Origin of the sequence: Arthrobacter hankyongi (genome assembly GCF_022012395.1) — a bacterium.
In the GTDB taxonomy this organism is placed as follows: Bacteria; Actinomycetota; Actinomycetes; order Actinomycetales; family Micrococcaceae; genus Crystallibacter; species Crystallibacter hankyongi.
Map to the genome: position 1 here is coordinate 93229 of NZ_JAKLTQ010000008.1, position 19708 is coordinate 112936.

General features: G+C 68.6%; 14 protein-coding genes. 3 read left to right on the plus strand and 11 right to left on the minus strand.

The window, feature by feature from the left end; genetic code table 11:
- Window position 1 precedes the first annotated feature (1 nt).
- The 3 genes from LVY72_RS12510 to LVY72_RS12520 form a co-directional block, all read right to left on the minus strand.
- Window positions 2–4834: an NAD-glutamate dehydrogenase gene (locus LVY72_RS12510; protein ID WP_237821305.1), complete on the minus strand. Its 4833-nt coding sequence runs from the start codon at window positions 4832–4834 to the stop codon at window positions 2–4.
- 70 nt (window positions 4835–4904) lie between these two features.
- On the minus strand, window positions 4905–6218 hold the full coding sequence (locus LVY72_RS12515; RefSeq protein WP_237821307.1) for a CpaE/TadZ family protein: 1314 nt from the start codon (window positions 6216–6218) through the stop codon (window positions 4905–4907).
- Window positions 6215–6862 carry a hypothetical protein gene (locus tag LVY72_RS12520; RefSeq protein WP_237821309.1) on the minus strand — a complete coding sequence of 216 codons (648 nt, stop codon included), beginning with the start codon at window positions 6860–6862 and terminating at the stop codon, window positions 6215–6217. The genes LVY72_RS12515 and LVY72_RS12520 overlap by 4 nt, the downstream gene beginning before the upstream one ends.
- A gap of 252 nt (window positions 6863–7114) precedes the next feature.
- Between LVY72_RS12520 and LVY72_RS12525 the strand changes: the two genes are divergently transcribed.
- Window positions 7115–7333, plus strand: coding sequence for a helix-turn-helix domain-containing protein (locus LVY72_RS12525; RefSeq protein WP_237821311.1), 219 nt, complete (start codon window positions 7115–7117; stop codon window positions 7331–7333).
- 10 nt (window positions 7334–7343) lie between these two features.
- Here the strand turns inward: LVY72_RS12525 and LVY72_RS12530 are convergent, their stop codons facing one another.
- Window positions 7344–7913, minus strand: a complete 570-nt coding sequence (locus tag LVY72_RS12530; protein ID WP_237821313.1) for a hypothetical protein — start codon at window positions 7911–7913, stop codon at window positions 7344–7346.
- 156 nt (window positions 7914–8069) lie between these two features.
- On the opposite strand from LVY72_RS12530, the gene LVY72_RS12535 reads away from it, so the two are divergent.
- On the plus strand, window positions 8070–8885 hold the full coding sequence (locus tag LVY72_RS12535) for a LysM peptidoglycan-binding domain-containing protein (protein ID WP_237821315.1): 816 nt from the start codon (window positions 8070–8072) through the stop codon (window positions 8883–8885).
- A 27-nt stretch (window positions 8886–8912) separates the two neighbouring features.
- The gene (locus LVY72_RS12540) at window positions 8913–9458 is read left to right on the plus strand and encodes an Rv3235 family protein (protein ID WP_237821316.1); all 546 of its coding nucleotides are present in this window, start codon (window positions 8913–8915) and stop codon (window positions 9456–9458) included.
- Window positions 9459–9588: 130 nt separating this feature from the next.
- Here LVY72_RS12540 and secA read toward each other — a convergent pair whose 3' ends face one another.
- From secA to mtrA, 7 genes are all read right to left on the minus strand, one after another.
- Window positions 9589–12345, minus strand: a complete 2757-nt coding sequence (secA, locus tag LVY72_RS12545) for a preprotein translocase subunit SecA (protein WP_237821318.1) — start codon at window positions 12343–12345, stop codon at window positions 9589–9591.
- Window positions 12346–12389: 44 nt separating this feature from the next.
- Entirely contained in the window at window positions 12390–13655 is a 1266-nt protein-coding gene (locus LVY72_RS12550; RefSeq protein WP_237821320.1) for a winged helix-turn-helix domain-containing protein, read from the minus strand.
- A gap of 25 nt (window positions 13656–13680) precedes the next feature.
- A complete protein-coding gene (hpf, locus tag LVY72_RS12555) occupies window positions 13681–14385 on the minus strand; it encodes a ribosome hibernation-promoting factor, HPF/YfiA family (RefSeq protein WP_237821322.1) in 705 nt (234 codons plus the stop codon).
- 198 nt (window positions 14386–14583) lie between these two features.
- Window positions 14584–15441, minus strand: a complete 858-nt coding sequence (locus LVY72_RS12560; protein ID WP_237821324.1) for a ComF family protein — start codon at window positions 15439–15441, stop codon at window positions 14584–14586.
- 116 nt (window positions 15442–15557) lie between these two features.
- Window positions 15558–17294 carry an LpqB family beta-propeller domain-containing protein gene (locus LVY72_RS12565; protein ID WP_237821326.1) on the minus strand — a complete coding sequence of 579 codons (1737 nt, stop codon included), beginning with the start codon at window positions 17292–17294 and terminating at the stop codon, window positions 15558–15560.
- Window positions 17281–18972 carry an MtrAB system histidine kinase MtrB gene (gene mtrB, locus LVY72_RS12570; RefSeq protein WP_372463704.1) on the minus strand — a complete coding sequence of 564 codons (1692 nt, stop codon included), beginning with the start codon at window positions 18970–18972 and terminating at the stop codon, window positions 17281–17283. The genes LVY72_RS12565 and mtrB overlap by 14 nt, the downstream gene beginning before the upstream one ends.
- Complete coding sequence (gene mtrA, locus LVY72_RS12575; RefSeq protein WP_237821328.1) at window positions 18973–19650, minus strand: MtrAB system response regulator MtrA; 678 nt, start codon at window positions 19648–19650, stop codon at window positions 18973–18975.
- Between the last annotated feature and the right edge of the window lie 58 nt (window positions 19651–19708).

Consider the following 19708-nt stretch of genomic DNA (forward strand, 5'->3'; position numbering starts at 1 on the left):
ATTACCTCCGAACGATCGAGCGCATCAGGCGGAGGGCCACCGACAGCGAGGCCATGTCGTCCTGATCCAGTTTGTTGACTTCTTCCAGCATATTGCTGGCACGCTCGATGCTTTCGGCATTGGCGCTTTCCCACTGGTGCAGCCGGTCCTCCGCCGGCAGGCTGGGCAGGGTCGAATGCATGATCGACGTGGTCATGTCGGTCACCGTCTGATACAGGTCGTCGCGCATGGCGGCGCGGGCCAGGGCCTGCCAGCGGTCCGTCCGCGGCAGGTTGGTGATGCGTACCAGCAGCGAATCGACGTCGAACCTGTCGTAGACCGTGTAGTACACGTGCGCCACATGGTCCACGGGCTCCTCGATCCGGGCGGCAATCCGGGCGACGTCGAGCAGTCCGAAGCTTTCGAACTGCTCGGCCCAGTGGTGCGCGAGCGAGTCCGGCAGGCCCCAGCCTTCGGCCGTGGCCAGCCATTCGCGGACCCGGGCCAGGTCATTGCCGCGCAGATAATTCACCAGCCTGGTCCGCAGCGGATCGATCAGCGGCTTGAACGTGGCAATGCTCTCGGCGACCGGCGTGCCGTGGCCGACGTGGTTGGCGAACCAGCGCACGGCCCGGTCCAGCAGCCGGCGCATGTCCAGGTGCACCGTGGTCCATACCTTGGTCGGAATGCTGGCCGGCAGTTCGTTCACGTCGTCCATGAACCTGTCCAGTTCATAGATTTCCCGCAGCGCGACGAAGGCCCGGGCGATGTGCTCCTGGGTCACCGCCGTTTCCTCGATCGCCCGGTAGACGAAGGTGATGCCGCCCATGTTGATCATGTCGTTGGCCACCACGGTGGCGATGATTTCACGGCGCAGCGGGTGCAGGTTCATCTCGCGGCCAAAGCGGTCCGCCAGCTGCCGCGGAAAGTACCCCTGCAGGACCTTGTCGAAGTACGGATCATCGGCCAGGCTGGACTGGGTCAGGGCCCGGGACAGTTCGATCTTCGCGTAGGCGGCCAGCACGGACAGCTCCGGGGAGGTGAGCCCTTGGCCGGCGGCGATCCGCTCGCGCAGCTGCTGCGTCGTGGGCAGCGCCTCCAGCCCGCGGTCCAGCTCCCCGCGGCTCTCGAGCGAATCCATCAGGCGTTCATAGCTGGGGCTCCACTCGATCACGCCCTGCCGGTCGTTGAGCAGCAGCACATTCTGGTCCACGTTGTCAGCGAGCACCAGCCGGCCCACCTCGTCCGTCATCGATTCCAGCAGCTGGCTTCGCTCCGCGGCCGGGAACTTGCCGGCAGCGATCAGCTGGTCGAGCAGGATCTTGATGTTCACCTCATGGTCCGAGCAGTCGACGCCGGCGGAGTTGTCGATCGCGTCCGTATTGAGGATCACCCCGTTCAGCGCCGCTTCGATGCGTCCGCGCTGGGTCATGCCCAGGTTCCCGCCCTCGCCGACCACCTTGGCGCGCAGCATCCTGCCGTCCACCCGGATCGGGTCGTTGGCCTTGTCCCCCACCTCGGCGTTGGTCTCCGCCGCGGCCTTGACATAGGTGCCGATGCCGCCGTTGTAGAGCAGGTCCACCGGTGCCTGCAGGATCGCGCGCAGCAGCTCCGGCGGGCTCATGGCTTCCACCGAGGCCTCCACGCCGAGCACCTGGCGCATCCGGGCCGAAAGCGGAATGGACTTGACCGTACGCGGGTAGACCCCCCCGCCGGGGCTGATCAGTGCGGAATCGTAGTCGGCCCAGGAGGAGCGGGGCAGTTCGAACAGGCGCCGGCGTTCGGCGAACGAGGCGGCCGGATCGGGATCAGGATCCAGGAAAATGTGTCGGTGGTCGAACGCCGCCACCAACAGGATGTGCTCCGAGAGCAGCATGCCGTTGCCGAACACGTCGCCGCTCATGTCCCCGATGCCGGCAACGGTAAAGTCCTCGTTCTGGGTATCCACGCCGAGCTCGCTGAAGTGGCGCTTGACCGATTCCCAGGCCCCCCGGGCGGTGATGCCCATGGCCTTGTGGTCGTAACCCACCGACCCGCCGGACGCGAAGGCGTCACCGAGCCAGTGCCCGTACTCAAGCGAAATTTCGTTGGCGATATCCGAGAAGCTGGCCGTACCCTTGTCCGCGGCCACCACCAGGTAGGAATCGTCCCCGTCATAGCGCACCACCCGCGGCGGCGGCACCACATGGCTGCCCTCAGCGGTGCGGACCAGGTTGTCGGTGATGTCCAGCAGCCCGCGGATGAAGGTCCGGTAGCTGGCCTGCCCTTCCGCGAACCAGGCCGCACGGTCCGCCGACGGATCCGGCAGCCGCTTGGCGAAGAAGCCGCCCTTGGCCCCGGTCGGGATGATGACCGCGTTCTTCACGATCTGGGCCTTGACCAGGCCCAGGACCTCGGTGCGGAAGTCCTCGCGGCGGTCCGACCAGCGCAGGCCGCCGCGCGCCACCTCGCCGAAGCGCAGGTGCACCCCCTCCACCTGCGGCGAGTAGACCCAGATCTCGTACTTCGGCCGCGGGAAGGGAGCACTGTCGATCTGCTCCGGGCTGAACTTGAAGCTCATGTACGGCTTGTGCTGGAAATAATTCGTCCGCAGCGTCGCCTCGATGATGTTGGCCAAGGTCCGCAGCGCACGGTCCGCGTCCAGTGTCGGAATGGCCTGCAGTTCGGCGTTCAGCGCCTCGCGGGCCCGGGCCAGCTGCGCAGGCCGGGTATCGGCGCTCAGTTCCGGATGGAAGCTGACGTTGAACACCTTCAGCAGGGCATGGGCCACGGCAGGGTTGGCCAGCAGGGTATCGGCAACGAAGCCGTACGAACTGGCGTGGCCCAGCTGGACCATGTACTTGGTATAGCTGCGCAGCACCGCCACCTGCCGCCAGTCGATGCGCTCGCGCAGGATCAGCCGGTCAAAGCCGTCCGATTCGCTCTGGCCGGTATCCACGGCCGAGAAGGCGGCCTCGAGCAGCTCCCCGGTCCCCTCCGGCGCCACCGATTCGGGGTACTTCAGGCCCAGGTCATACAGGAAGAACTGGGCCCCGTCTGCGGTTTGGATCTCGAAGGGGCGCTCATCGAGCACCTCCAGCCCGAGGTTCTGCAGCACCGGCAGGATCTGGCTCAAGGACTTCGGTTCGGTCAGGTAGAGCTTGAGCCGGGCGTCCTCGTCCAGGTCCCCGACCCCGGCCGGCACATAGACGTGCATGATCGGGGCGGCCGCGCCTTCGGCGGCAAAGCTTTCGAACCGTTCGAGGTCCTCCAGGGCGTCCTCGACGTCGAAACCCACCCGGTAGGTTGCCGGGAAGGCCTCCGACCAGCGCTCGGCCAGCCGCTGGGCGCGCTCGCCGTCGTACTTGCCGTGGATCACCTTGGTGATGCCCTCGCCCCACGACCGCGTAGCGTCCGCCAGCCGGCGTTCCAGGCTGGCGGTGTCCACCTGCGCCACCTGGGCCCCGCGCGGCAGCCGGATCCGGAAGAACAGCCGGGCCAGTGCAGATTCGGTCAGCCGCGCCTCGTAGTCGATGGCCTGGGGCTGGAAGGTCCGCCTCAGTTCGTCCTCGATCCGCAGCCTGACCGCGGTGGTGTACCGGTCGCGGGGCAGGAAAACCAGTGCCGAGACGAACCGGCCGTAGATGTCCTGGCGCAGGAACAGCCGGGTGCGGCGGCGCTCCTGCAGCCGCAGGATGCCCAGGGCCGTATCGGCCAGCTCGGCCTCGTCCATCTGGAAGATCTCATCCCGCGGGTACGTCTCCAGGATCGCCAAAAGGTCCTTGCCCGAATGCGAATCCGGAGGGAAGCCGCAGTGGCGCAGCACGGCCTCGACCTTCGTGCGGACAATCGGCACCGAATGCACGGAACTGTTGTAGGCGCTGGTGGCGTACAGGCCGACGAAGCGCCGCTCGCCGTCGACATTGCCCTGCGCGTCGAAACGTTTGACGCCGATGTAGTCCAGGTAGGCGGCCCGGTGCACGGTTGAGCGTGAGTTGGCCTTGGTCAGCACCAGAGCACGCTTCTCCCGGGCCTTGGCCCGGCCGGCCTCGGTCAGGTGCTGGATGCGGTGTCCCTCCGGCTGCTGGCGCAGGATGCCCAGACCGCTGCCTTCGTGCGCCACCAGCACGTCCTCGCCGTCCTGGACGACCAGGTCATACTCGCGGAAGCCCAGGAAGGTGAAATTGCCGGCGTCGAGCCAGTCCAGCAGTGCCTTGGCTTCCTGCAGGTCCGGGATCTGCCCGGCTCCGGTAATCGAATCAAGCGAATCGGCGATTTCGCGCACCTTGCGGCGCATGGCGGGCCAGTCCTGCACCGAGATGCGGACATCGGCGAGGACCCGCAGCAGCCCGGCAACCAGCTCCGCTTCCTGCTTCTCGGTGCCGATCTTCGCCGTTTCCACGGCAATCCAGGACTCGACGAACGTGGCGTTCCCGGGGCTGGCCGATTCCGCGGACAGGCTCGGCAGCGCGGCAGTATCACCGCTGGAGAGCCCGGCATGGGCCGGAACCCGCCTCAGGTCCACCAGTTCGTGGGTCTCGCGGTTGCGGGTGGCCAGGAAGATGGGGTGGTTGAGCATCCGGATGGCCGCTCCCTGCCGGACGATCTCGGCCGTGACCGAATCCACCAGGAACGGCATGTCGTCGGTGACGATCATCACCACGCTGGCGTGCTCTTCCTGGAAGATCCGCACCACCGCCTGGCCGTCCGCCCGACGCGCGGCCAGGTCCCGATGCGCGTACGCGCGCTGCTGGAGCACCTCGAGGGTGTAGTTCTCCGCATCTTCCTGGGCGAGGTGCTCGTAGTAGTCCGCGATGAACTCGTCGGCGAACTTTTCCGAACTCAACAGATCCGCCACACTGGACCCAGACGACATGGCATTAGCCTCCGCTTAATGGTTCCGGCCGCCCCATTGCGGCCGTAAGGCCTAGCCTAGCCGCCCGGCATCAAAACTTCACTTTGGCCGGCGGCCGCCGCCCCGGGCCCCGCCGCCGGGCCGGCTCAGCGATCCCGGCCAGCCTGGCGACAGCCTGCCGCAGGGCCGAATCAGGCGCCGTTTCCAGCAGCACGGAGCCGCCCAGCAGGGCCGCGTCGGCGGCCGCGAAGTCCGCAGGCAGGAAGGCCCGGACTTCACGGTCCGGTGCGAACCGGGTCCAGGCCTCGCGCAGCTGCCGTTCCGGGCTGCGGCCCACCGAGCCGGGGCGGACCCGGTTGAGCACTGCCTGGGGCGACGCGGATGGAACGGCCTGCTCCAGTTCTGCCAGCGCCCGGACCAGCCGGGGCACGCCCAGCGCGTCGGCGCTGCCCACGGCCAGCACTTGGTCGGCAAGCTCCAAGGCCCGCAGGGTGGCACCGTTGCGCCGCGGGGCCAGCGTGTCGAAGCTCAGTTCCTCGTCGCTTTCCAGGCAGAAGCCGCAATCGATGACGGTGACATCGGCGAGCGCACGGGCCAGCGCCAGGACGGCGCCCAGCGCACCGGGGCGGATTTCCGGCCACCGGTCCGCGCGGGTGATCCCGGTCAGGACCAGCAGGGGTGCGCCGGAAACAGCAACCTTGACCGCTGCCCGTTCCAGCGCCGGGGTGTCCAGCAGCCCCTGGTCCGCGAGCCGGCAGGCATGGGCCAGGGCCGCCGATTCATCCAGCAGCCCCAGGTAGGTGGCCACCCCGGGGGCATAGGTGTCCGCGTCCACCAGCAGCACCCGCCGGCCGGCCGCGGCGTATTCGGCAGCCAGGTTGACTGCGAGCAGCGTCCGGCCGGGTGCGCCTGCCGGACCCCAGACCGCAATGACCTCGCCGGCGGCGTCGGCCGGTTCCCCGTCCGTGCGGTCCGACCCCGGCGCGGCGGCCAGCGGCTGCAGCGAGTGCGCAGGATCCGCATAGCCGGCGCCCGGCCGGTGCGCGGCCGGCACCTCGTCTGCACTGCCCACTGCCTGCACCACGAGTGCGGCCAGCGCCTCCGGCGCGGTGCCGTGGCTGCAGTGGCGCACCCCCAGCCCGTCGAGGCGGCGCTGTTCGCCGCCGTCGTCGGTGAGCACGACGACGGCGGCGCCTGCGCCGCGCAGGCGGTCGAGCAGGGCCAGGCCCAGCGCGTCGCTGCCCGAGGCGATGATCGCGGCCCGGGCCAGGCCGCTTTGGCAGGCGGCGACCAGCTCGGCCAGCTCGGTGCAGCGCCGGACCACCGTCACCGGCCCGTGCAGCCGCTCGAGGCCGGCAACGAAGTCCTGCGGGCCGTCTCCGACCGTGGCGACGGGAATGCTCACGGTGTGCCGCCCGGGTTCAGCACCACGTTGATCCGGGCTCCGTTGGAGAGTGCATGGAGCAGCACCGGCATCTGCTGGTCCGGAACCAGCACGTGCAGCTGCTCGGCCTGGAGCCCGCCCAATGCCGAGGAGGAGCGGGTGAGCTGCGAGATTTCGGCCGCCTCCAGCAGCAGCTGTGGCTGGCCGAAGCCGTTGCTGCCATCCGGCAGGGCCACCCAGACGTCGACGCGGAATCCCGGCCCGGTGCCCTCGGGCAACGGGCTGTCCAGCGGCAGCGCCACCGGTTTACGGTCCAGCTGGTCCGCCTGTCCCAGTGCCGAGCGCGGCACCAGCTCACCGGGACGCAACAGGGAGGTGGCCACCGCATTGGCCGGCAGCTGGTCCGCGGCGCGCAGGTAGGCCCCTTCAAGGTCGCCCAGCCGGGCGTCGACGACCACGAAGTCGGCGGACGTCAGCGCCGCTCCGACGGCGACCTGTTCCCGGGCCGCCAGCATCGGCACGGTCTTATCCGCGCTGGAGACCAAGGCGGTGACGCCGGCCAGCGAGGCCAGCACCAGCAGAATGCCGGTGAGCAGCCTCGGATCCTTCCAGGACGGGCGTTTCAGGCGGGCGGCGGGCACGGACAGATCAGCTGCAGAACTCATAAGGGTCCCCTTTGATGGCTCCGTCCGGCGGAAGGACATACTCCCCATGGTTGTCCTCGTCGGTTCCGCCGGCCGGGTGTGGCTGAGTCCATTCTTATGCACGCGGTTGGAAAATCAATCAACAGGTCTCCCGGCTGTCCATAACTTCTATTCACAACAACAACCCAAAGGGGCCAAACGGGACCAAATGATGTCATAATCGCAGCAAGGCATCTCACGGCATTCCGCTCCAGCCCACCCGAAGGACTTCCCATGCCACGGTTCCTCACCCTGACCGACGTTGCGGAGGAGCTACAGATCTCCTCCTCGCAGACCTATGCCCTCGTGCGCAGCGGGGAACTTCCCGCCATCCAGATCGGCGGCCGGGGCCAGTGGCGGGTGGAACAGGCCATGCTGGAAAAGTACATCCAGGACAAGTACGCCGAAACGCGCCGGCTCATCGAGCAGGCCAAGGCGGAGCACGGGGGCTGAGCAGCCCCGGTCAGGTACGCCGGGCGGAAGCGAGTGCGGCAACCGCGCCGAAGGGCACGGCGTGCACTCCGCGTACGTTGACGGCGCGCCGGGCCTCGCCCCACGGCACCGCGGCCAGCTCCAGGTAGTCCTTGCCCACCCGGTCGATTGTGCCGGAAATGGTTTGGACGCCGCCGTCGGGACCGCAGGCCAGATACGCCATGACTTCTTCCCGGTCCCGTGCCAGCGCGCGCAGGGCCGAGCCCAAGCCCAGGCGCCGCGGACGCCCGGCGTCGTCCGGAGCGGCTGCGCGTGAGAGCCCTTCGATGAGCCGGACCGCCGACAGCACAACCAGCACACTGCGCGCCGGCTCGTCCAGCACGATCCAGCTGGAGCCGATGTGCGACAACCTGCCGTCGAAGACCAGGCTGCCGCCGAGCCGGACCCGCAGGGCCGCTCCCTGCTGCCCGCGCAGCCGGTCCGTCAGTGACAGCGCTGCCTGGTCCATCCGCGCCCGCTCGTTGGCCTCGCTCTCAAGCGCGAGCTGGCCGGCGGCATAGAGTTGCGCTTCCAGGTCCGAGAACAAGCCATCCCACCGCATGCCGCCAGCCTAGGAGCGGCCGGCAAATGGCGTCAACGGCGGCCGGCCCTTTACAAACCCAGACACAGCTGCCAGCATTTCAATTCAATCCACAGCAAACGACATCAAATTACATCAAAATACGAATCCCGGCTTATACATCCCGAGGAGGACCGGATGACGGCAGCGCAGTCAGGCCCCGACCGGCAGGCGGCACGGACACGGCGGACGGGAGCAGTACGGCCACGGCTCCGCCGCGGCGATGCCGCCATAGCCGTGCTGCTGCCGGCCTGCGGGGCGGCGCTGGCCTGGGCAGGCTGGCTCATCACGCGCAGCGGCCGGAACGGTGCCGCACTGCCGTGGCACAGCTATTCCGAGCTGCTGGGCCTGGCCGCAGCCGCCGCGGGTCTGGCGGTCCTCGCCTGGTGCGGGCTGGGGCTGCTGCTGGCCGTGGCCGCCAGCGTGCTGCATCGCCTGGGCCATGCCCGGTTGGCCGCGGTCTCCTTCGCCGCCAGCCCGGCCTTCCTGCGGCGCCTGGTGGTGGCCGTGCTGGGCCTGCACCTGCTGGCCGCCCCCGCATCCCATGCGTCCGTCCCGGCAGCCGGCAGCGGTGCCGCGGTCCCGGCAGCGGACCCGTCCGTACCGGATGGCCGGCCGGCGGACCCGTACTTCGCCGTCCCGGACCGTTCGGGCGCCGGACACACCGGCGGCGTCGTGGACCCCTCCTGGCAGCCACGGTCTCCGGCCCCCTCCCCCGGCCTGCTGGCCGGCCACGCCCCGGACGCCGGGCGGCAATCCGGCCCCGGCACCGTGACTGTCAGGACCGGAGACACCCTCTGGGGCATCGCAGCCAGGGATCTGGGCAGCCTCGCCACGGACGCCGAAATCGCCAGGCACTGGCCACGCTGGTATGCCGGCAACCGCGGCACCATCGGCGCCGATCCGGCCCAGCTGCTTCCCGGCCAGATCCTCACCCCGCCCTCGAAGGGCTGACCGGCAGCCAGGATGAGAGGAACGAGCATGAGCGAACAGCCACAGGATTTGGCGGCCGCCAGCGGGGCTCCCCGGCCCCTCACCGTACGTCCGGTCCGGCCGGCCGGACCGGACAGCTACGTAGCGCCCGTCATCCGGCTGCGGCCGCAGGATAAGGAACCGGCCCCGGAACCGGCCCCGCACCGTGCCATCGAGGCCTCGGAGGCGGACGAGGCGGACGAGCTCCGCCGGGCCGCCGGCACGGCCAGATCCGTTGCCCAGGCCTGCATGGAAGTGATCGGCGGCAGCCGGCCGGTCCAGCAGTTGGCGCGCTGGCTGGACCCGGACTGCTACGACAAGCTCGTCCACCGGGCAGCCCTGGCGCAGGAACGCGGGGCACGGCGGGCGTCCGGCAGGTCGGCGCTGCAGGCGCTGCCCAGCGCCGTCGTCCGGTCGGCCAGGGTGTGCCGCATCGGCACCGACGTCTACGAGGCGGCCCTGGTGGTCGTGGAACCGCACAGAGCCCGCGCCGTCGCGCTCCGGCTGGAGCGGCGGCGCGGGCTCTGGAAGGTCACGGCACTGGAGATCGGCTAGCGAGTGGGGCGCTCCCGCAGTGTCGGCTGCGCCCGTTCACGGCCACCCCGCACGCTTCGCGCACAGGGGGCCCCTGGCCGTTCTCTTAGGCGGGCCCCTCGCGCCCCACTCTTAGGTTCCAGCTGGGTGGCTACTTGCGCCGGCGGGCCTTGCGGCTGGGCTGGTTCCGGGTCTGCCCGTTCCCCCCGCCGTTCTGCTCCGGATCTTTGGCCGCAGCAGCATTGCGCTGGCGCTCGATGTGCGTTTCTGCCTCGCCGCGTTCGGTCGGGGCGGTGAACTGCAGGGCCGCCGGACGCTGCGGGGCCTCGAGGCCGGCGGCGGTGATCTGCGGATGCTTGACCAGGCTCCGGGCATCGGCCACCCCCGGCCAGGCGACCGGCGCCGGCTCCTCGACCTTGACCTCGAGGTTGAACAGGTAGCCGATCGATTCCTCGCGGATGGACTCCATCATGGTCTGGAACATGGTGAACCCCTCGCGCTGGTATTCGACCAGCGGATCGCGCTGGGCCATGGCCCGCAGCCCGATACCTTCCTTGAGGTAGTCCATCTCGTAGAGGTGTTCCTGCCACTTGCGGCCGATGACCGAAAGCACCACCCGGCGCTCGAGTTCGCGCATGTTCTCGGACCCGATGGCGGCCTCGCGCGCCGCGTAGGCGACCTTGGCATCGGAGACGATCTCCTCGCGCAGGAAGTCCGCGGTCACCGCCGACCTGCCGCCGGCCTCCTCGACGACCTCGTCGATTGTCAGCTGGATCGGGTACAGCTGCTTGAGGTTGGTCCACAGCTGCTCGAAGTCCCAGTCGTCCCCGTGGCCTTCCATCGTGGCCTCGTTGACCATCGCGGTGACCACGTCCTCGAGGAAGAAGCCGACCTTTTCGTGCAGGTCGTCACCTTCGAGGATGCGGCGGCGGTCGCCGTAGATGGCTTCGCGCTGCCGGTTGAGCACATCGTCGTACTTGAGCACGTTCTTGCGCTGCTCGGCATTGCGGCCCTCGACCTGGCCCTGGGCGTTCTCAATGGCCTTGGAAACCATCTTGGACTCCAGCGCCACGTCGTCGGGCATGCGCGAGGAGTTCATGATCCGTTCGGCGGCACCGGCATTGAACAGCCGCATCAGGTCATCGGTGAGCGAAAGGTAGAAACGGGATTCGCCCGGATCGCCCTGGCGTCCGGACCGGCCGCGCAGCTGGTTGTCGATGCGGCGGGATTCGTGCCGCTCGGTGCCCAGCACATACAGGCCGCCCAGGGCGAGCACCTCCTCATGCTCGGTCTTGACCGCGTCCTGGGCAGCCGCCAGTGCCGCAGGCCAGGCGGTCTCGTACTCCTCGGCGTTCCCGGCCGGATCCAGGCCGCGCTTTTCCAGTTCGGCCACCGCGTTGAATTCCGCGTTGCCGCCGAGCATGATGTCGGTACCGCGGCCGGCCATGTTCGTGGCCACAGTGACGGCGCCCTTGCGCCCGGCCTGGGCCACGATCGACGCTTCACGCGCGTGGTTCTTCGCGTTGAGCACCTCGTGCCGGATACCCTGCTTGGCCAGCTGCTTGGAGAGGTACTCGCTCTTTTCCACGCTGGTGGTGCCCACAAGCACCGGCTGGCCCTGCTCATGGCGTTCGGCGATGTCCTTGACCACCGCCTCGAACTTGGCAATTTCGTTCTTGTAGATCAGGTCCGGCTTGTCCACGCGCTGCATCGGCTTGTTCGTGGGAATCGGCACCACGCCCAGCTTGTAGGTGCTCATGAACTCGGCCGCCTCGGTCTCGGCGGTGCCGGTCATGCCGGAGAGCTTGCCATAGAGGCGGAAGTAGTTCTGCAGCGTGACCGTGGCCAGTGTCTGGTTCTCGGCCTTGATCTCCACGCTTTCCTTGGCCTCGATCGCCTGGTGCATGCCCTCGTTGTAGCGGCGGCCCGCGAGGATGCGGCCGGTATGCTCGTCGACGATGAGCACCTCGCCGTTGAGGATCACATAGTCCTTGTCCCGCTTGAACAGTTCCTTGGCCTTGATGGCGTTGTTGAGGAAGCCGATCAGCGGAGTGTTCGCGGATTCGTACAGGTTGTCGATCCCGAGGTAGTCCTCGACCTTGTCGATGCCGGACTCAAGCACGCCGATGGTCCGCTTCTTCTCGTCCACCTCGTAGTCCTCGTCCGCCTTCAGGCGGGTAACCACCCGGGCAAACTCGGTGTACCAGCGGTTCACGTCCCCGGAGGCCTGGCCGGAGATGATCAGCGGCGTGCGGGCCTCGTCGATCAGGATGGAGTCGACCTCGTCGACGATGGCGAAATGATGGCCGCGCTGGACGAGTTCGTCCTTGCTCCAGGCCATGTTGTCGCGCAGGTAGTCGAAACCGAATTCGTTGTTGGTGCCGTAGGTGATGTCGGCGTTGTACTGCTGCCGGCGCACGGCCGGGTCCTGGTTGGACAGGATGCAGCCGCTGGTCAGGCCCAGGAAGCGGTAGACGCGGCCCATCAGGTCCGACTGATATTCGGCCAGGTAGTCGTTCACGGTGACCACGTGCACACCCTTGCCGGTGAGGGCATTGAGGTAGGCCGGCGCGGTGGCCACCAGCGTCTTGCCTTCACCGGTTTTCATCTCGGCGATATTGCCCAGGTGCAGGGCGGCACCGCCCATCAGCTGGACGTCGAAGTGGCGCAGGCCCAAGGTCCGCCCGGCGGCCTCGCGCACGGCGGCGAAGGCCTCGGGCAGCAGGTCGTCCAGGTGTTCCCCGTCCTGGTAGCGCTGCTTGAGCGTATCGGTCTCGGCGCGCAGCTCGGCATCGCTGAGGTCCCTGAAATCCTGCTCGAGCACGTTGATCGCGTCGGCATAGGCCCTCAGTCGTTTCAGCGTTTTCTTATCGCCGGTTCTAAGGACTCGCTCGAGAATCGAAGGCACTACTATGCTCCCAGTCGTTTGCGCACATTGCTGGCTTGTTCAGTCTACGGGAGAGATGCCTCCGGAAGCGCCAGTTCCGCCGCGGCCGCCGGCCGCTGCAGCCGCTCCCCCAGCGCCGCGGCCAGTGCCGGGGCCAGCCCGCCGCGGTCCTCGACCGCGATGCCGCCAAGGCCCAGCCACTGTGCCAGCAAATCCAGTTCCCGGGCCAGCTCGACGGCGGTTTCCACCGGTGCGGCCGGCTCGGCATAGGCCCCGCGCACCAGCAGCAGGCCGGCGGCACGGTCCGCTTTCAGGTCCACCCGCGCGCAGACCGCCTCGCCGAGCAGGAACGGCAGCACGTAGTAGCCGTACCGGCGCCGGGCGGCCGGCGTGTAGATTTCGATCCGGTAGTGGAAGCCGAAGAGCTGCTGGAGCCGACGGCGTTCGAAGACCAGGGAGTCGAAGGGGCTCAGCAGCGCCCGTCCGCTGGCCCGGCGCGGCCTGGCCGCGGCCGGATGCAGGTACCGCGGCCCGGGCCAGCCCTGCACCTCGACCTCCTCCAGCTTCCCCTGCGCGGCCAGGCTGGCCGCGGCGCGGGCGGCAGCCTGGACCGGGACGCGGAAATAGTCGGCCAGGCATCTGACGCTGCCGATGCCGTGGGCTGCCGCCGCGGCCTCGACCAGGCGCAGCATGGCTTCCTCCCGATCCGGCAGCCGCAGCGGATCCTGGTCCGGTGGAAGCACCCTGGCGGTCGGCGCGTAGAGCCGCTCGAACTGCGCGGTGCGGCCGGCGGCACTGACCACTCCTTGCTCGAACAGAGCTTCCAGCACGCGCTTGACGGCGTTCCAGTTCCAGCCCCACTCAAGCTTCGGCACGTCTTCTTCGTGGCCTATGCGTGCTGCCACCTGGCGCGCGGTCAGCGGGCGGGACGACTGCAGGACCTGCAGGATCCGCTGCTCCAGATCCCGCCGCAGCAGCGGGTCCAGGCCCGCGGCACCGACCCATTGGCGCCGCTGCCACACCCGCAGGTCGGCAAAGGACTCCGGCCGGACGTAGCAGGCTTCATGTGCCCAGTACTCCATCAGGCGGCGCGGAGCCCGGCCGGCCAGCCGGTCCACGATCGCGGCGTCGTAAGGTCCAAGCCGGGAGAAGAAGGGCAGGTAATGGGACCGGACCAGCACATTGACCGAATCGATCTGCAGCAGCTGCACCCGGGCAAAGGTCCGGCCCACCTGCCGGGCAGTTACCGGGCGGGTGGGCCGTTCCTTGGCCAGGCCTTGGGCCGCGAGCGCGATGCGCCGGGCCTGGGGCAACGTAAGTTTTGCGGTCATTCCCTCATACTAGGGACGCGGACTGCTACGACCGGTAGGCCAGCAGCTCGGACTGCGCATCGGATGCCTTCTCGCAGTTGGCATCGAGGGAAATGACACCGTAGGTCCAGCCGCGCCGGCGGTAGACGACGCTGGGCGACCCCGTGGCGGTGTCGATGAACAGGTAGAAATCATGGCCGACCAGCTCCATATTGTCGACAGCGTCGTCGAGCGTCATGGGCAGGGTCGGGAAGACCTTGCGGCGGATCAACACCGGTGAGTCTCCGGCAGGAACGTCGTTCTCGATCTCATAGCCGGTGCGTTCCTCCACCGGTTCCGCGGTCTTCGCTGCGCGCGCTGATGTCTCTTCATGCAGTGGCATGGATGTGCTCGCCGGTTCGAGCGGTGCGGTTGCCTCGTGGACCCCCTTGGGAACGTGGCGCCCGTGGTGGACCTTGCGGCGGTCGCGGGCCCGGCGCAGCCGTTCCATCAGCTTGCCGTAGGCGAGGTCGAAGGCGGCGAACTTGTCCGCTGCGGAAGCTTCGGCACGGACCACGGGTCCGCGGCCGAGGACGGTCAGCTCAACGGTCATGGAACTCTCGGCGTTGCGGGCTTTGGCCTCCTTGGTGACTTTGGCATCCAGTCGCTGGACCTTGTCCCCCAACTGCTCGATCTTGGAGACTTTCTCTTCGGCGTATTCACGGAAACGATCGGAAACGGCCAGGTTCCTACCGCTGATGTTGAATTCCATGGTGCCCTCCGTACTTGCGTAGATGACACAACAGCGACTGCAGGAATAACTCCTCTCAGTCGCTGAAGATGGGTTCTCGTCCTTGTCCAGGAGCCCATACTTCACGTTAGAACAAGGCCCGGATTTATTCATCCTTTCGCCACATTAAATTCACCACCTTGGGTCTTCCGCACCGGCGGAAGCGCCGATTGCCGCCGGTCACGGGCCGGATTTCGCTACTGGCTGATCCTCCGCGGCCACGTTCCCGGAGGGCGCAGAGGCCGCAGCCAGCACCACCCCGCCGGCCACCCGGCCGCCCGCCTCGCCGATGACCCGGGCCAGCTCGGCGAGGGTGGCACCGGTAGTCAGCACGTCATCCACCAGGATGCAGCTGCGCCCGGCCAGGGCCCGGCGGAAGCGGGGACGCACCCGCAGGGAGCCGGAGACATTGCGCCGCCGCGCGGACCGGCCCAGGCCCTTCTGGGACGGGCCGGCCAGCAGTCCGCGCAGCCTGGCACCCGGTCGGGTCCGAACGGCCGCTGCCCGCAGCGGCATGGCTCCGCCCGGCAGCAGCCGGCGCCGTTGAAGCCGGCGCAGCATCAGTTCCAGCGGGTCGTACCCGCGGCGGCGCCGCGAGCCTGGCCTGGGCGGCACCGGAACCAGCAAGCACGGCCCGGGGGCCAGCTGTGCCGCGGCGTACTGCACGGCCCGGGCCAAGGTGGCGGCGAGGACCGGGGCCAGGTCCGTCCGGCCGTGGTTCTTGAAGGCCAGGATGACCCTGGCCAGCTCGTGCCGGTAGCGGCCGGCCGCAACGACCGGCAGGACCGCAGCATCCGGCCGGTCCGACAGGAAGGGCAGCGAACCGGCCCCGGCTTCCGCCCGGTAGGGCCGCACCGTGGCGCGGCAGATCCTGCCGCGGCAGGCAGCACACAGGCTTTCATCCGGGGCGGCACAGCCCGCGCACTGGGTGGGCAGCACCAGCCTGCCGAAATCGGACCACCAGCGCAGCAACAGCTGGACGACCGGATGGTAGTACGCCGCGTCCAGGACGGCGGCCAGCGACGCAGGACAGAACATGGAACCCATGCTGCCGGCTGCGGCACTGCGGCGGGGCACCGGACGGCGCCGGCGGGAAAACCGGCTCCGTGCTGCCGCTGTGCAGGACGAGTCGCCGGACCGGGCCGGCCGGCGTGCTAGCCGGGGAAGGCCCGGTCCTGCACTACCGGCGGAGACTGCGGAGCCCAGCTGTTGCCCACCCGCACATACAGGCTGTCGCGGGTCTGGGCGTAGACATCCTCAGCGCCGTTGCCGACGCTGATTCCCAGCATTCCCGCCAGCGGCGCCATGCGCAGCGAGCTGGAATCGAGCCCGAGGGCCTGGGCCGTCACTTCCGTGTCAGCCTTGTCGGCGGCGGCCATCACCACCACGGTCCCTTCAGCAGCCCAGACGCCCCGGTCCACGGGCACCGCCGGCTTGAGGACTATCGGAGTGTTGATGCTCTTGGGCCGGCCTTGCCGGTCGCGCACCACACCGGCGACGTAGACCATCGTTTCGCCGCCGTCGTCGGCAATGATCAGGGCGCGCGATCCCTCCCGCGAAATCTTCAGTGACTTGACTGTGCGCTCGGTCAGCCACTGGGCGCCGACCTCAACCCGGGCTCCGGAGTCCCGGTCCGGGTCCACCGCGTAGACCGCGCCGCTGCCGTCCCCGGCGGCGGTCCAGGCCCAGCCGAAGGGATCCACGCTCGGAGCAGTCAGGGCGCTGCCCGATGCCGCTTCGCGCAGCGTGCGGTCCGCGCCGATCACCAGCATGCGCGTCCGCTGCCCGTTCAGGAGGGCAATATGCCGCTGGTCCAGGGACATGGCCGGATCCCGGGGCGAGTAGGCCGCCACCGAGGGTAGACCGTCCGGACGCTGCGGGCGGGATCCCTCGTAGTAGACCAGTTCATCGTTCAGCAGGGCGATCTGGGTGCTGCCCACGGCCGGGTTCCGCACCGCTGCCTTGAAGGCTGGGTCCGGGTTGCCGCCCAGGTCCACATCGCGCTGGTCCACGGTGAGCTTGATCGTGCTGATGGTATGCAGCCCGGCCAAGGTCAGTTCGAGCTGCTGCTGCATCTGCTGGCGCCGCAGGAACGTGGTCCCGGTCAGCACCTCGCTGGACAGGTCCACCGTGGCCTCGCCGGATTCCACGGGTACCGAGCGGCGCACCAGCGTGGTCCCCTCCGGGAAGGCGCTGAGCACCGCACCGGCCAGATAGGGCGCCGGGCCCTCCAGCAGTGCGGCAACGATGGCCGCCGAGACACCCTGCCGGCTGGCAAACCAGCGGACATCCGGTACCGCATAGGTATAGGTGGCGTCGTAGAAGTACAGATCGTGCGGGTCGAAGAGAGTGCGGAAATCCGTCGCGGAGAGCATGGTGCCGTCCGGGATCTGGGCGATCCGCCACTGGCCGTCCACCTGGACCAGATTCACCTCCACCGATTCGGTGGTACCTTCCGCAGCTTCCTGGAGGATGCCGCGTTCGTCCACCACGGCTTCCACCTCGAGCTGGACCACGAATTCGGACTTGGACGGCGAACCGACGACTTTGGCCGTGTTCCGGTAGACCAGCGTGCGCTGTACCGGCTGCCACTCGCCGGCCAGTGACGGGGCGAGGAACTCGCGCGCAATCTTGTAGTCGTCCTGGGTGGCCGTGCCGGCCAGCAGGAATCCCTGCACGATCTCCTGCGGCGTGGCTCCCTCGGCCGGCCCCGGCGGGTTGAACGTGAATTCCGGCCCCTGCTGCCGATCGCCGTCGTCGGCCAGGTATGTGCTGACCGGGCCGGAGGTGGGAATGGACGAGCAGGCGGTGAGCAGGACGGCCAGCAGCACGACGGCGATGCGCAGCGCCGTCGTCGCGAACCGGCTGCGCCGGCGGTCAGGGCGCCGCACGCTCGTCCTCCTTGTGCAGTTCCGCATCCGGTACCGCGTCCGCGGCTGCCTCCGGCTGCGTTGCCCCATCCCACTGCGGCTGCGGCAGCGGGGACTGCTGCAGCACGGTGTCCCGGTGGCGCGGCAGGGTTAGCCGGAAGCAGGACCCCTCCCCCGGCTTGCCCCAGGCCTGCAGCCAGCCGCCGTGCAGCCTGGCGTCCCCGGCCGCGATGGACAGCCCCAGCCCGCTGCCCCCGGTGGTCCGGGCCCGGGCCGGATCGGCACGCCAGAACCTGTCGAAAACCTTGGATGCCTCGTCCTCGGTCATGCCGATGCCGTGGTCCCGTACGGCCACCGCGACGGCCTCGTCGGAAGCGGCCACGGTGACCTGGACCGGATTGCCTTCGCCGTGTTCGAGCGCATTGACGATCAGGTTGCGCAGGATCCTGTCGATCCGGCGGTCGTCCATGTCCGTGATGCAGCGGGTCTGCTCCGTCACCAGCTCGAGGGCCGAACCTGAGTTCTCCGCCAGCGGACGGGCGTCGTCGATTGCCCGGCGGACGACGTCGAGCATGTCCGTCGGCTCCGCATCCAGCACCGCCGCGCCGGCGTCGAACCGGGAAATTTCCAGCAGGTCGGCCAGCAGGGCCTGGAAACGTTCCACCTGGTTGTAGAGCAGTTCCGCCGAGCGCGCGCTGACCGGGTCGAAATCCCCGCGGGCGTCGTACAGCACCTCGGCGCCCATCCGGACGGTGGTCAGCGGAGTGCGCAGTTCGTGCGAAACGTCCGAGACGAAGCGCTGCTGCATCTCCGACATCGCCGCCAGCTGGGTGATCTGCTCCTGCAGGGTCTCGGCCATGTGGTTGAAGGAGGCGCCCAGCCGCGCCAGTTCGTCCTCGCCCTTGACTTCGAGGCGTTCCTGCAGCTGTCCGGCGGCAATCTTCTCCGAGGCGGCCGCCGCCTCGCTGACCGGATGCACGACGGCGCGGGTCACCACCCAGGCGACGCCGCCGATGAGGACCAGCAGCAGCGCACCGCCGGCCCAGAGCACGCGGTGGATGTAGTCCAGGGTCTGCTGGACCGAGGAAAGGTCGTAGATCAGGTAGAGCGCGTAGGCATTGCCAGGTGGCAGCACCACCTTGGTGCCGAACGCCACGCCGGGCACGTCCCGGTCCCCCACCGGCAGCGCCAGCGGCTGGCTGTACTGGCCATCGCCTTCGGCGACCGCCCGGCTGAGCGCCTCCGGGATGGTGGCGGCGGTAATCGTGGAATTGGTCAGGCTGGCCACATAGAGGTTCTGGGCGTTCTTCAGCGGAGTCAGCAGAAAATGCCGCGGCGCCTCGGCCCCGGTGCCTTCGAGCAGCTTGAGCGTGTCGGTGACCATACTGGTGACCGTGGCCCGGTCGCTGGCCGACGAGTTCTCAAAAATGCTCTTGACACCGGACAGGCCGCGCTGGGCCTCGGCCTCGGCCTGGTTCACCCGTTCGTCGTACAAACCGGTGGCGATCTGGCTGGACAGGAAGGCCCCGACACCGGTGAAAGCCAGCGCCGTCAGGAGCACCGTGGCCGCCACCGTGCGGAATTGCAGGGAACGGCGCCACTTGAGCGCGAACCGGCGCGGGAATTCCAGGATGGCATGCCGGAAGCTGGCGGCGGCAGCCGCCAGCCTGACGGGCCGTGATGAAACGACTGCTTCCAACTAACCTTGGCCAGCCTTATAGCCGACGCCGCGGACGGTGAGCACAACCTCCGGCGCCTCCGGGTCGCGTTCGATCTTGGACCGCAGACGCTGGACGTGCACATTGACCAGCCGGGTATCGGCAGCGTGGCGGTAACCCCACACCTGTTCCAACAGCAGTTCGCGCGAGAACACCTGCCAGGGTTTGCGGGCCAGGGCCACCAGCAGGTCGAATTCCAGCGGGGTGAGCGAAATCTTCTGCCCGCCGCGGTGCACAGCATGGCCGGCGACGTCGATGACGACGTCGGCGATCCGCAGCGTTTCGGGGGCACGCTGATCCCCCGGCCGCAGGCGGGCCCGCACCCGGGCAACGAGTTCGGCAGGCTTGAACGGCTTGGGCACGTAGTCGTCCGCACCGGATTCCAGGCCGCGCACGACGTCGGAGGTATCCGACTTCGCGGTCAGCATCACGATCGGCACATCCGATTCGCCGCGGATCTGGCGGCAGACTTCGATTCCATCCATGCCCGGCAGCATCAGGTCAAGGAGCACAAGATCCGGCTTCGAACTGCGGTATACGTCGAGGGCCTTGGCGCCGTCCGCGCAGAAGACCGGGTCGAACCCGTCATTGCGCAGGACGATGCCGATCATCTCCGCCAGCGCCTCATCATCGTCTACGACCAGAATTCGTGCCTTCATAACTCCATATTCTCCCGGATACCTCCGATTGTGCCCGGCATTGTCCACCGGCGCGCGT